The following is a 12,044-nucleotide window of genomic DNA, read 5'->3' on the forward strand; positions in this document are numbered from 1 at the left end:
AACATGGCCGACAGCAGGATCAACACCACGCAGCCTCACACGGCCCGGATCTGGAACTACTGGCTCGGCGGCAAGGACAACTACCCCGTCGACCAGGCCGCCGGGGACCAGATCCGCGCGCTGCACCCCGGCATCGGCGCGTACGCGCTGGCCGACCGGCAGTTCCTCGGGCGTGCCGTGAGCCACCTCGTGACCGAGTGCGGCATCCGGCAGTTCCTCGACATCGGCACCGGACTGCCGACCGCCGACAACACCCACGAGGTCGCCCAGCGGATCGCCCCCGAGTCGCGTGTCGTCTACGTGGACAACGACCCGTTGGTCCTCACCCACGCGCGCGCCCTGCTCACCAGCACCCCGGAGGGCAGGACCGACTACCTCGACGAGGATCTGCGCAACGTCGAGGCGATCCTCGAACACGCTGCCAAGACACTGGACTTCGACCGCCCGGTCGGGCTGATCCTGCTCGGAGTCGTCATCTTCATCGGCGACGACTCCGAGGCGTACGGCATCGTGCGCCGCCTGCTCGACGCCCTGCCGGCCGGCAGCCACCTGGTCCTGTCGCACACGATCACCAGCCCTGAGATGCCCGACGTGGACGAGGCGGTGGCGTTCTGGAACGAGAACGGCACGCCCAAGCTGACGCAGCGCACACCCGAGCAGGTCGCCGCCTTCTTCGAGGGCTTGGAGCTCCTCGCGCCCGGAGTGGTGTCGTGCAACCGCTGGCGTGCGGAGGGGGAGGCGACGCCGGGCGTCGAGGACGTGGCCATGTTCGGCGGGGTGGGCCTCAAGCGCTGAGGCCCGGGCCACTCGGATCGGGGCCGGTGATTCCACGTCCGTCGAGTGCGGCGGGGCCGGTGAAACGGAGGCCGTCGAGTGCGGCGTCCGTCTCGTTGAACGCGGCCTCACCCGCGTTCAGCGAGTCGTAAACGAAGCGCACCGAGGCGTCGCCGATCCCGCAGACTCCGAGATGCCGACCCGCAGCGTACGCGTGACCGACCGTCTCGTCCCAGCCGAGCTCAGCGAACTGCTCCCCGCGGTCACGCCACCCCCGCCCCCCCTCGACTCACCGGACCCCGAGGAACCAGAGCCGCCGGCTGCCGGCCACCGGCCACCGGCCACCGGCCACCGGCCACCGGCCACCGGCTGCCGGCCGCCGGCCACCGGTGAACTAAGCCAGCACAGCGCGCAGTTGATCAAGCCCCCAGTCCAGGTCCTCCTTGCTGATCACCAGAGGTGGAGCGATCCGGATCGTCGACCCGTGGGTGTCCTTGACCAGCACACCCCGGTCCATCAGCTTCTCGGAGATCTCGCGGCCCGTGCCGTGCGACGGCTCGATGTCGACGCCCGCCCACAGCCCGCGGCCCCGGACCTGCGTCACCGCGCCCGTACCGGCAAGGAGCCCCAGCTCGGCGTGCAGATGCTCGCCCAGCTCGGTGGCCCGCTGCTGGAACTCGCCCGAGCTCAGCATCGCCACGACCTCCAGCGCCACCGCGCACGCCAGCGGATTGCCGCCGAACGTCGACCCGTGCTCGCCCGGCTTGAACACCCCCAGGACATCCGCGTCCGCCACCACCGCGGACACCGGCACGACGCCCCCGCCGAGCGCCTTGCCCAGGATGTACACGTCCGGGACCACACCCTCGTGCTCGCAAGCGAACGTCCTGCCCGTCCTGCCGAGCCCCGACTGGATCTCGTCCGCCATGAAGAGGACGTTCCGCTCCCGCGTCAACTCCCGCACGCCCTCCAGATATCCGGCCGGCGGCACCAGGACCCCGGCCTCTCCCTGGATCGGTTCGAGGAGCACGGCCACGGTGTTCTCCGTGACCGCGGCCCGCAACGCCGTCAGGTCGCCGTACTGCACGATTTCGAAGCCGGGTGTGTACGGACCGAAGTCCGCCCGCGCCTCGTGGTCCGTCGAGAAGCTGACGATGGTCGTGGTCCGCCCGTGGAAGTTGTCGCGAGCCACGACGATCTTCGCCCGCCCGTCGGGCACGCCCTTGACCTGATAGCCCCACTTCCTGGCGGTCTTCACCGCCGTCTCCACCGCCTCCGCCCCGGTGTTCATCGGCAGCACCATCTCCTTGCCGCACAGCTCCGCGAGCCGCGTACAGAACTCGGCGAACCGGTCGTGGTGGAAGGCCCGCGAGGTGAGCGTCACCCGCTCCAGCTGCGCCTTGGCCGCGTCGATCAGGCGGCGGTTGCCGTGCCCGAAATTCAGCGCCGAATACCCGGCCAGCATGTCGAGGTAGCGGCGCCCCTCGACGTCGGTCATCCAGGCACCCTCGGCGGACGCGACCACGATGGGCAGCGGGTGGTAGTTGTGCGCGCTGTGCGCTTCGGCCGAGGTGATGAACTCTTCGGTAGTCGACACGGGGTCTCCGTTCGTCCTGCGGCATGGGGCGGGTGTGGCGCCCAAGTTCTATCGTCGCTCGGATCGTGGACGAAGAAACCTGCCGACCCGGCGTGCCCGATAGGCTGGTCTCTACAGCACGGCGACTGGCGCACGGGGAACGGACCCCGAGGAAGCCGTGCGAGGCAGAACCTTCGAGGTGCCGACCGCCTGGGCACCCCGGGACCACGACCGGACACTCACCGCTCGCCCCGGAGGACGCCATGACTCACTCCCCTTCCTCGCATCCCGCTTCCTCGGATGCCGTTTCCTCGGATTCCGCGCTCTCCCCGGATCTCCCGAACGCCCTCAGCCACCCCGTCCTCGCAGCGCAGGACCCCGAGCTGTCCGCACTCGTCGCCGCCGAGGAACAACTCCAGGCCGACACCCTGCGCCTGATCCCCAGCGAGAACTACGTCTCCACCGCCGTCCTCGAAGCCTCCGGCACGGTCCTGCAGAACAAGTACAGCGAGGGCTACCCCGGCCGCCGCTACTACGAGGGCCAGCAGAACATCGACCCCGTCGAGCGCCTCGCCGTAGCCCGAGCCAAGTCCGTCTTCGGCGTCGAGCACGCCAACGTCCAGCCCTACTCCGGCTCCCCGGCCAACCTCGCCGTCTACCTCGCCTTCGCCGAGCCCGGTGACACCGTGATGGGCATGGCCCTCCCGATGGGCGGTCACCTCACCCACGGCTGGGGCGTCTCCGCCACGGGCAAGTGGTTCCGCGGCGTGCAGTACGGCGTCCGCCACGACACGGGCCGCATCGACTTCGACGAGGTCCGCGATCTCGCCCTCAAGGAACGCCCGAAGCTGATCTTCTGTGGTGGCACCGCCCTCCCTCGCACCATCGACTTCGCCGCCTTCGCCGAGATCGCCCACGAGGCGGGGGCCGTCCTCGTCGCCGACATCGCGCACATCGCCGGCCTGATCGCGGGCGGCGCCCACCCCTCACCGGTGCCGCACGCCGACGTGATCTCCACGACCACCCACAAGACCCTGCGCGGCCCGCGCGGCGCGATGCTGATGTCCCGCGAGGAGCACGCCAAGGCCATCGACAAGGCGGTCTTCCCCGGCCTGCAGGGCGGCCCGCACAACCAGACCACCGCGGCCATCGCCGTCGCCCTGCACGAGGCGTCGCAACCTTCCTTCCGCGACTACGCCCAGTCGATCGTAGCCAACGCCAAGGCCCTCGCCGAAGCGCTGCTCGCCCGCGGCTTCGACCTGGTCTCCGGCGGCACCGACAACCACCTGATCCTGATGGACCTCACCCCCAAGGACGTCCCGGGCAAGGTCGCCGCCAAGGCCCTCGACCGGGCCGGGATCGTCGTCAACTACAACACCGTGCCGTACGACCCGAGGAAGCCGTTCGACCCCTCCGGCGTCCGCATCGGCACCCCGTCGCTCACCTCCCGCGGTCTCGGGACGCAGCACATGCCGACCGTCGCCGACTGGATCGACCGAGGCGTAGCCGCGGCCCGTGCCGAAGATGAGGACGCCCTGACGAAGATCCGGTCCGAGGTCGCCGACCTGATGGCCGCCCACCCGGCCCCGGGGCTGCCGGGCCACTGACCCGCCGGGCCGAACAGCCGCTCCGGGTCGGCCAACTCACCGGCCGGGAGCGGCCGAAGCCCTCACGCGTCCCTCAACTCCTGCCGAGGGCCGTCCTCATGAGGCCGCCGCCCACGCGGCGAGGCAAGGAGCGGACGGCGCTCGGCGATCGGCCCCCGCAGCAGCAACGCACCCGCGGCCCCCGCCGCGGCGCCCGGTATCGCCCACCACCAGTCCGTGCCGCCATCACCCGCAGCGCCATGGCTCCGGTCACTCGCAGCCTGCCCGCCCTCGTCCCCGCCCCCGGCCTCCGAGCCGGACGCCGGCGGCGGGGCCGAGTCTGCCTTCGGCGGTATCGCATGGCTGCCCTTGTCCGTCGGCCCGCCCAGGACCCCGAGCTTCTCGAACAGCGCTGTCAGACGAACCGGGTCCTTCGCCTTGTGCCAGACGCCCTTCATGGACGCGACGTCCGTCGTCGTGTGGATCCACACGGTGTCGCCGCTCCCACCGCCCCTGCCGTCCTCGCCGTCCTCGCCGTCCTTGGACCCGGAGGCCACCGGATAGGCCCGGTCCACCCGCCACGGCCGCACGTCATGCATCATCCACGTCACATTGATCTGACGCCGTCCGTCGCCCATCGACAGGCCCGGCGGCTGCTCACGCTGTCCCTTGCCCAAGCCGTCGCCGAGGTAGCCGAGAGAGCTTTCCAGGTCCTCGTACTCCTTGGAGCTCGTATACAGCGCCGTGCTCTGGCCGCTCTCCGGGGCGACCACGAGGACGCTTGTCGACCCGCCCGCCACCGCCTGCGGGGCTCCCGCCACCAGCACCGCCAGCGTGGCCGCGAACCCCGCCACCGACCCGCACATTCCCCTTGCCGTCCGCATCCGCATGTCGATCCCCCAGCCGCTCTCCGGCACGACCCGTCCGCACCGCGTCACTTCTGGTACACCGCCCGAGCCGTTCAGGTTCCCGATTCGCCCGGCCGAACCGAAACCGACTTCCCGATCTCCAGCGCCCGCTCCTTCGACGCCACGCCTTCGAGCCGCAGCGTGAGCTCCGGCCCCTGAGTCCACAGGAGCGTCGGCCCCGCCGTCCGCTCGGAACGCGTCCACCGGTCGCCATCGCCCTCGATCATCCAGAACGTCAGCCGATGCGGGCGCGAGAACCACAGCCCCGTCTCCCGCCCGACCCGCACCCAGTCGGGATACTCCGTCACCCTCTTGCTGAAGCTCGGGTCCAGGCGTGCCCCGAACTCGTCGAGCCGTATCGTCCGGCCCTCGTCGCGCCAGCACAGCGTGACCAGGACGCGCGCGCCCGGCTCACGCGTCACCGCCACGGCGTCCGGAGCGCCGAGCACGCTCGGGACCGCCGGTGTGAATCCGGCCCGCCGCTCGGCCTCGGACAGGCTCACCGCGTCACCGCACCCCGGCACTCCGGCCTTGGTCGGCGGGGTCGCCGACGGGTCGTACCGCACCTCGACGCCGCCGAAGTCGAACCATTCGAAAACCGCGGCCCTCACCGGCGGTGTCAGCACCGCCGCCGTCAGGAGCCCGCACAGCGCAGCCATCAGGACCCGCCACCGCGCCCGCAGCCATGACCGCAGCCGGGAGAGGAGACCCGGCGGCTCGGGCACCGGGACCGGCACCGACTCCGCGATGATCTGCGCGATGACCCGCTCGGCCATCGATTCACCGCCGGGGTCGGTGCCACCGGCGGCGTCGAAGGAGCGGCCGAGTGCCCGCAGCTCCTCAGGAAGCCGACGGGCGCCCGGCTCGGCTCCCTCGGCGGCTTCCCCGTCCTGGCCGTCGCCCCGCTCACTCATGCCCGTCACCTCCTTCCGCACTCTGCGGCAGGATCCGCTCCAGCTTCCGCAGCGCGCGGTTCAGCCGGGACTTCACCGTGCCCCGCGGCCAGCCCAGCGCCTCGGCCGTCTCCGTCTCGTCCATCTCCAGGAGATAGCGGTACGTGACGACCAGGCGGTGCTCCTCGCTCAGCCGGTCGAGCGCGGCGAGCAGAGCCGTCCGACGCTCGTCCTGCAGCGCCGCCACCGCCGGGTCCGCCGATTCCGGTATCAGCGGTTCCGCCTCGACGAGGGCCGCCTCGCGTCCGGCGAGCGACCGCTGCCGCACCGCCGAACGCACTGTGTTCCTCGTCTCATTGGCGACGATCGACAGCAGCCACGGCTTGAACGCCGAGCCGTCCTTGAATCGCCCCAAGGAGCAGTACGCCTTGAAAAAGGCCTGCTGCACCACGTCTTCCGCGTCCGCTCCCGCCCCGAGTGCCGCGGCCGCCCTGAGCGCGAGCCCGGTGAAGGCGCGCACCAACTCCGCGTATGCCTCCGCCTCCCCGGCGCGCACACGCGCGATCACCGCACCCTCGTCGACGACGCGGCCCCCCTCCAGGACCTCCCCCTGTGCCCTCACACTCTTGATACACCGGCCGACCGGGATCGGTTCCGTATCCGCGACGACCGGATCGAAGAGAGGAAGACGGGAGAGGGGGAGGGAGGCAGGAGAGGGAGACAGGACAAGATCGCGGCACACCCGTCACACGTCTGTTTCCGAGCAATGAGAGACACCTGAGAGAATGGCTCCATGGCCCTTGATCGTCCCCGCGTGCTCTCCGGAATCCAGCCCACCGCAGGCTCGTTCCACCTCGGCAACTACCTCGGCGCGGTCCGCCAGTGGGTGGCGCTGCAGGAGTCCCACGACGCGTTCTACATGGTGGTGGACCTGCACGCGATCACGGTCCCGCAGGACCCGGCCGAGCTCCGCGCCAACACCCGGCTCGCCGCGGCCCAGCTGCTCGCCGCCGGACTCGACCCGGAGCGCTGCACGCTCTTCGTGCAGAGCCACGTTCCCGAGCACGCGCAGCTCGGCTGGATCATGAACTGCCTCACGGGCTTCGGCGAGGCGTCCCGTATGACGCAGTTCAAGGACAAGGCGGCCAAGCAGGGTGCGGACCGCGCCTCCGTGGGCCTCTTCACGTACCCGGTCCTGCAGGTCGCGGACATCCTGCTCTACCAGGCCAATCAGGTCCCGGTCGGCGAGGACCAGCGCCAGCACATCGAGCTGACCCGCGACCTCGCCGAGCGTTTCAACGGCCGCTTCGGCGAGACGTTCACCATCCCGGCGGCGTACATCCTCAAGGAGACGGCGAAGATCTTCGATCTTCAGGACCCGTCGATCAAGATGAGCAAGTCGGCGTCCACCCCCAAGGGCCTGATCAACCTCCTCGACGAGCCCAAGGCCACCGCCAAGAAGGTCAAGAGCGCGGTCACCGACACCGACACGGTCGTGCGCTACGACACCGTGAACAAGCCGGGTGTCAGCAACCTCCTCACCATCTACTCGACGCTCACCGGCGCCGGTATCCCGGAACTGGAGCAGAAGTACGCCGGCAAGGGCTACGGTGCGCTGAAGACTGACCTCGCCGAGGCCATGGTCGACTTCGTGACTCCCTTCCGGGACCGCACCCAGGCCTACCTGGACGACCCGGAGACGCTCGACTCGATCCTGGCCAAGGGCGCGGAGAAGGCACGCGCCGTCGCCGCGGAGACCCTCGCCCAGGCGTACGACAAGGTGGGCCTTCTGCCCGCCAAGCACTGAGCCACACAGCCCCCTGCACCACACCAGGTACAGCAGCGCCCTCTGCCCGCCACCCGACCGACAGGAGTACGACGTGGGGACCGTAACGATCGGTGTGTCGATCGCGGTCCCGGAGCCTCACGGCAGCCTGCTCCAGGAGCGGCGCGCGGGCTTCGGGGACCCCGCGGCGCACGGCATCCCCACGCACGTCACGCTGCTGCCGCCGACCGAGGTGGACTCCACGGCGCTGCCCGCCGTCGAGGCGCACCTGGGGGCCGTCGCGGCCGCCGGGCGCCCCTTCCCGATGCGGCTCTACGGGACGGGCACGTTCCGTCCGCTGTCACCCGTCGTCTTCGTCCAGGTGATGGCGGGCGGCGCCGCCTGCGGCTGGCTCCAGGAGCGGGTGCGGGACGCGTCGGGGCCCATGGCGCGCGAGCTGCAGTTCCCGTACCACCCGCACGTCACCGTGGCGCACGGCATCTCCGAAGAGGCCATGGACCGAGCGTACGAGGAGCTCTCGGAGTACGAGGCGCAGTGGCCCTGCACCGGCTTCGCGCTCTACGAGCAGGGCGCGGACGGCGTGTGGCGCAAGCTGCGCGAGTTCGCCTTCGGCGGTGGCGGCCCGCTCGTGCCTCCGCAGGCCTCCGCCCCGGCCGCGCACGGCACGCTGCCCGCCCGCTGATCGCCGCCCCGGAGAGCTCACACGACAGGGCTCACACCAGCGGGCTCACACCGGAAGCCGCCGGAACACCGCCCTGGGGGCGTGCCGCAGCGCCGACATGACCACCCGCAGCGCGCCGGGCACCCACACCGTCTCCGAGCGCCGCCGCAGGCCCGTCTCGATGGCCTCCGCGACCGCCTCCGGAGTGGTCGCCATGGGGGCCTCCTCCAGGCCCGCCGTCATCTTCGAGCGTACGAAGCCGGGGCGTACGACCATCACGTGCACCCCCGTGCCGTGCAGCGCGTCACCCAGGCCTTGGGCGAAGGCGTCCAGGCCCGCCTTGCTGGACCCGTAGATGAAGTTCGAGCGGCGGGCCCGCTCGCCCGCGACGGAGGAGAGCACCACCAGGGAGCCGTGCCCCTGGGCCTGCAGCGACCGCGCGCACACCAGGCCGGCGGAGACCGCGCCGGTGTAGTTGGTCTGCGCGACCCGCACCGCCGAGAGCGGTTCGTCCTCGTCGCGTGCCTGGTCGCCGAGGATGCCGAAGGCCAGCAGGACCATGTCGATGTCGCCCTCGGCGAAGATCTTGCCGAGCGTGGGCTCGTGGGATTCGGAGTCGAGCGCGTCGAAGGCGACGGTGCGGACGTCCGCACCCATGTCACGCAGGCCCGCAGCCGCCTTCTCCAGGCCCGGGGACGGTCGTCCGGCGAGCCACACGGTGCGGGTGCGCCGGGCGACGAGACGGCGGGCCGTGGCGAGGCCGATCTCGGAGGTACCGCCGAGTACGAGCAGGGACTGGGGGGTGCCGAAGGCGTCCTTCATGGGACCAACTCCTGGAGGTGCTAGAGGGCGAGGCGGCGTGAGAGGTCCGAGCGGAACACACCGCGCGGGTCGAGGTCGGCCCGCAGCCCGCGGAAGTCGTCGAGCCGCGGATACATCGCGGCGAGCATCTCGGGCCGCAGGCGGGAGTCCTTGGCCAGGTAGACGCGGCCGTCGGAGGCGGCGACCTCCTCGTCGAGCTCGTCGAGGAAGGCGCCGAGGCCCGGCAGGTTCGCCGGGATGTCCAGGGCGAGGGTCCAGCCGGCCATGGGGAAGGAGAGCCAGCCAGGATCGCCCTCTCCGAAGCGCTTCAGTACGGCGAGGAAGGAGGGACAGCCGCGCTCCGAGATGCGCCGCACGATGCGGCGCAGGGACTCCTCCTTGCCGTATCCGACGACGAATTGGTACTGGACGAAGCCCCCGCGGCCGTACACGCGGTTCCAGTGCGGGACGCCGTCCAGGGGGTGGAAGAACGTCGACATCTTCTGGAGCTCGCCCACTCGGCAGCGGGGTGCCTTGCGGTACCAGAGCTCATTGAAGAGGCCCACCGACCTGCGGCCGAGCAGCCCTTCGGGGAGGAAGCGCGGGGCGGGCGGCAGTTGACCCGGGCGGAACGTCAACGGGGCTCTACGCGTGCGTGCCGGGAGGGCGTCCAGGGGAGCGTGGTCGCCGCGCGTGAGCACCGAGCGGCCCATCGATGCCCCGCGCGCGAGGAGGTCGATCCAGGCGACGGAGTAGCGATAGCGGTGGTCGGTGGCGGTGAGGCGGGCCATCAGGTCGTCCAGGTCGGTGGCACGCTCCGTGTCCACCGTCATCAACGACGTCTCGACCGGCTGCAGTTGCAGCGTCGCGGCGAGGATCAGGCCGGTCAGGCCCATGCCGCCCGCCGTCGCGTCGAACAGGGCACTGCCGCGCTCGACCGCGTGCACCGTGCCGTCGGCGGTGAGCAGTTCCACGGCCATCACATGGCGCGAGAACGATCCGGCCCCGTGGTGGTTCTTGCCGTGGATGTCCGCGCCGATCGCGCCGCCGACGGTCACATAGCGGGTCCCCGGCGTGACCGGCACGAACCAGCCGAGCGGAAGCAGGACTTCCATCAGGCGGTGCAGCGAGACCCCGGCGTCGCACAGGACGGTGCCCGCGTCGGCGTCGATGGCGTGCACGCGGTCCATGCCGGTCATGTCGATCACGGCGCCGCCCGCGTTCTGCGCGGCGTCCCCATAGGCCCGCCCGAGGCCTCTGGCGATGCCGCCACGCTCACCGCAGGCCTCAAGGGCTGCCACGGCCTCCTCGGGCGAACGGGGGCGGATCAGGCGGGCCGTGGACGGGGCGGTGCGCCCCCAGCCCGAGACGGACACAGTCGGCGCGATCGCGGAATCGGCGGGCGGAGCGGAGTCGGCAGGCATAGGTGTGACCGTATCGTCCGCGCAACAGCAGTTTGCCCATATTCGTCAGAGCTCTCACCGAAATGGGTGATTGATGGAGTGTCGTCCTATATTGGCGTAAATATTGAGAGGTTGCCTAGAAGAGTCGGGAGGTCAGGTCCTTGAAGTCCCCGGAGAGGGAGGCCACATGCACGACATGGACCACCGGCTGCTGTCGGCCCTGCGCGACTGCGGCTCCGACGCCCGCGTGGCCGCCGCCGCACGGGCCCTGTCTTGGACCGGCGAGCACGGCGCCCTGTGGATCGTCGCCGGGCTCGCGGGTGCCGCGGTCGACCGTGAGCGGCGCGGCGCGTGGCTGCGCGGCACGGCGCTGACCGCCGGGGCGCACTTGGCGAGCATGGGCCTCAAGCGAGTCGTACGGCGCCCGCGCCCCGGCGGAGATACGGGCGCGCAACCCCTCGTCAGGACCGCGGGGCGGCACTCCTTCCCGAGTTCGCACGCCACTTCGGCCGCCGCGGCCACCGTCGCGTACGGCGCGCTCAGCCCCGTCGGAGCGCGCGTGGTTCCGCCGCTCGCCGCCGCGATGTGCGTCTCGCGGATGATCGTCGGCGTCCACTACCCGAGCGACGTGGCCGCCGGAGCGGCCCTCGGCGCTCTCACCGCGCGCGTGGGCTCCGCCTGGATGAACGGGGGCCGCGCGCATGGCTGACCGCACCGCCCTGCTCGAACGCCCCCAGCCGCCCCGGCCGCCCGGCACGGGCTCCCTGGCCGCCCTGCCGCTCGGCCTCCTGAAGACCGCGCGCCCCCGCCAGTGGGTGAAGAACGTCCTGGTCGTCGCGGCCCCCGCCGCGGCGGGCGAGCTCTTCTCGCGCCACTCGCTCATCCAACTCGCAGTGGTGTTCGGCCTGTTCACGGCTGCCGCGTCCGCCGTCTATCTCATCAACGACGCGCGCGACGCCGACGCGGATCGCGCCCACCCCACCAAGTGCCGCAGGCCCGTCGCCGCCGGGCAGGTCCCGGTGGTGCTCGCCTACGCGGTCGGCGGGCTGCTGGCCGTCCTCGCGCCGGTGGCCGCCGCCGCGTTCTGCACGCCTCTGACCGCCGGCCTGCTCGCCGCCTACGTAGTGATGCAACTGGCCTACTGCGTCAGCCTCAAGCACATCCTCGTCGTCGACCTCGCCGTCGTCACCACGGGCTTCCTGATGCGGGCGATGATCGGGGGAGTGGCCCTGGACATCCCGCTCTCGCGGTGGTTCCTGATCACCACGGGCTTCGGCGCCCTCTTCATGGTCTCCGCCAAGCGCTACTCCGAAGCCGTGCAGATGTCCGGGAAAGCGGGCGCCACGCGCGCGTTGCTCACCGAATACACCACCGGCTACCTCCGCTTCGTCTGGCAGCTGGCCGCCGGTGTCGCCGTCCTCGCGTACTGCCTGTGGGCCATGGAGAGCGGCGGCACCGCCAACGGCAGCCTGCTGCCCTGGCGGCAGCTGTCGATGGCCGCCTTCGTCCTCGCCGTCCTGCGATACGCCGTCTTCGCCGACCGGGGCACGGCCGGCGAGCCCGAGGACGTCGTCCTGCGCGACCGCGCGCTGGCCGTCATCGGCCTGGTGTGGATCGCCATGTACGGCCTAGCGGTCGCCGACTGGTGAGCGCCCT

General features: G+C 71.3%; 12 protein-coding genes and 1 riboswitch. Of the genes, 6 read left to right on the forward strand and 6 right to left on the reverse strand.

Translation table 11 applies throughout. The features are described from left to right. The first annotated feature begins 3 nt into the window (after positions 1 to 3). The gene (locus ACZ5WE_RS22915) at positions 4 to 795 is read left to right on the forward strand and encodes an SAM-dependent methyltransferase (RefSeq protein WP_467691694.1); all 792 of its coding nucleotides are present in this window, start codon (positions 4 to 6) and stop codon (positions 793 to 795) included. Positions 796 to 1,168: 373 nt separating this feature from the next. Here the strand turns inward: ACZ5WE_RS22915 and rocD are convergent, their stop codons facing one another. Continuing rightward, entirely contained in the window at positions 1,169 to 2,371 is a 1,203-nt protein-coding gene (rocD, locus tag ACZ5WE_RS22920; protein ID WP_467691695.1) for an ornithine--oxo-acid transaminase, read from the reverse strand. A 111-nt stretch (positions 2,372 to 2,482) separates the two neighbouring features. Continuing rightward, positions 2,483 to 2,573, forward strand: a riboswitch (ZMP/ZTP riboswitch). A gap of 40 nt (positions 2,574 to 2,613) precedes the next feature. Between rocD and ACZ5WE_RS22925 the strand changes: the two genes are divergently transcribed. Next, positions 2,614 to 3,957, forward strand: coding sequence for a serine hydroxymethyltransferase (locus tag ACZ5WE_RS22925; RefSeq protein WP_467691696.1), 1,344 nt, complete (start codon positions 2,614 to 2,616; stop codon positions 3,955 to 3,957). Between the two features lie 62 nt (positions 3,958 to 4,019). On the opposite strand, the gene ACZ5WE_RS22930 is transcribed toward ACZ5WE_RS22925, so the two are convergent. The 3 genes from ACZ5WE_RS22930 to ACZ5WE_RS22940 are packed head-to-tail and all read right to left on the reverse strand — an operon-like array spanning position 4,020 to position 6,359. Further along, positions 4,020 to 4,853, reverse strand: coding sequence for a hypothetical protein (locus tag ACZ5WE_RS22930; protein WP_467691698.1), 834 nt, complete (start codon positions 4,851 to 4,853; stop codon positions 4,020 to 4,022). A 44-nt stretch (positions 4,854 to 4,897) separates the two neighbouring features. Next, positions 4,898 to 5,758 carry a hypothetical protein gene (locus tag ACZ5WE_RS22935; RefSeq protein ID WP_467691699.1) on the reverse strand — a complete coding sequence of 287 codons (861 nt, stop codon included), beginning with the start codon at positions 5,756 to 5,758 and terminating at the stop codon, positions 4,898 to 4,900. Next, on the reverse strand, positions 5,751 to 6,359 hold the full coding sequence (locus ACZ5WE_RS22940) for an RNA polymerase sigma factor (RefSeq protein ID WP_467691701.1): 609 nt from the start codon (positions 6,357 to 6,359) through the stop codon (positions 5,751 to 5,753). Before ACZ5WE_RS22940 ends, ACZ5WE_RS22935 begins: the two co-directional genes overlap by 8 nt. A 171-nt stretch (positions 6,360 to 6,530) precedes the next feature. Between ACZ5WE_RS22940 and trpS the strand changes: the two genes are divergently transcribed. Together trpS and ACZ5WE_RS22950 are read left to right on the forward strand one after the other, a co-directional pair. Then, complete coding sequence (trpS, locus tag ACZ5WE_RS22945) at positions 6,531 to 7,544, forward strand: tryptophan--tRNA ligase (RefSeq protein WP_467691703.1); 1,014 nt, start codon at positions 6,531 to 6,533, stop codon at positions 7,542 to 7,544. A gap of 73 nt (positions 7,545 to 7,617) precedes the next feature. Beyond that, the gene (locus ACZ5WE_RS22950; protein WP_467691705.1) at positions 7,618 to 8,205 is read left to right on the forward strand and encodes a 2'-5' RNA ligase family protein; all 588 of its coding nucleotides are present in this window, start codon (positions 7,618 to 7,620) and stop codon (positions 8,203 to 8,205) included. A 45-nt stretch (positions 8,206 to 8,250) separates the two neighbouring features. On the opposite strand, the gene ACZ5WE_RS22955 is transcribed toward ACZ5WE_RS22950, so the two are convergent. Further along, complete coding sequence (locus tag ACZ5WE_RS22955; protein WP_467691707.1) at positions 8,251 to 9,006, reverse strand: decaprenylphospho-beta-D-erythro-pentofuranosid-2-ulose 2-reductase; 756 nt, start codon at positions 9,004 to 9,006, stop codon at positions 8,251 to 8,253. A 20-nt stretch (positions 9,007 to 9,026) separates the two neighbouring features. Next, positions 9,027 to 10,409, reverse strand: a complete 1,383-nt coding sequence (locus ACZ5WE_RS22960; protein WP_467691709.1) for an FAD-binding protein — start codon at positions 10,407 to 10,409, stop codon at positions 9,027 to 9,029. 166 nt (positions 10,410 to 10,575) lie between these two features. Between ACZ5WE_RS22960 and ACZ5WE_RS22965 the strand changes: the two genes are divergently transcribed. After that, positions 10,576 to 11,097, forward strand: coding sequence for a phosphatase PAP2 family protein (locus tag ACZ5WE_RS22965; RefSeq protein WP_467691711.1), 522 nt, complete (start codon positions 10,576 to 10,578; stop codon positions 11,095 to 11,097). After that, complete coding sequence (locus ACZ5WE_RS22970) at positions 11,090 to 12,037, forward strand: decaprenyl-phosphate phosphoribosyltransferase (protein ID WP_467691713.1); 948 nt, start codon at positions 11,090 to 11,092, stop codon at positions 12,035 to 12,037. The genes ACZ5WE_RS22965 and ACZ5WE_RS22970 overlap by 8 nt, the downstream gene beginning before the upstream one ends. Positions 12,038 to 12,044: the final 7 nt, after the last annotated feature.

The sequence above is a fragment of the Streptomyces sp. NPDC033180 genome, assembly GCF_055577645.1.

What these genes read in the sequence shown, in the direction of transcription:
- ACZ5WE_RS22915 (WP_467691694.1), top strand. Translation starts at nt 4, where the DNA reads ATGGCCGACAGCAGGATCAACACCACGCAGCCTCACACGGCCCGGATC.
- ACZ5WE_RS22925 (WP_467691696.1), top strand. Translation starts at nt 2,614, where the DNA reads ATGACTCACTCCCCTTCCTCGCATCCCGCTTCCTCGGATGCCGTTTCC.
- ACZ5WE_RS22935 (WP_467691699.1), bottom strand. Translation starts at nt 5,758, where the DNA reads ATGAGTGAGCGGGGCGACGGCCAGGACGGGGAAGCCGCCGAGGGAGCC.
- trpS (WP_467691703.1), top strand. Translation starts at nt 6,531, where the DNA reads ATGGCCCTTGATCGTCCCCGCGTGCTCTCCGGAATCCAGCCCACCGCA.
- ACZ5WE_RS22955 (WP_467691707.1), bottom strand. Translation starts at nt 9,006, where the DNA reads ATGAAGGACGCCTTCGGCACCCCCCAGTCCCTGCTCGTACTCGGCGGT.
- ACZ5WE_RS22960 (WP_467691709.1), bottom strand. Translation starts at nt 10,409, where the DNA reads ATGCCTGCCGACTCCGCTCCGCCCGCCGATTCCGCGATCGCGCCGACT.
- ACZ5WE_RS22965 (WP_467691711.1), top strand. Translation starts at nt 10,576, where the DNA reads ATGCACGACATGGACCACCGGCTGCTGTCGGCCCTGCGCGACTGCGGC.
- ACZ5WE_RS22970 (WP_467691713.1), top strand. Translation starts at nt 11,090, where the DNA reads ATGGCTGACCGCACCGCCCTGCTCGAACGCCCCCAGCCGCCCCGGCCG.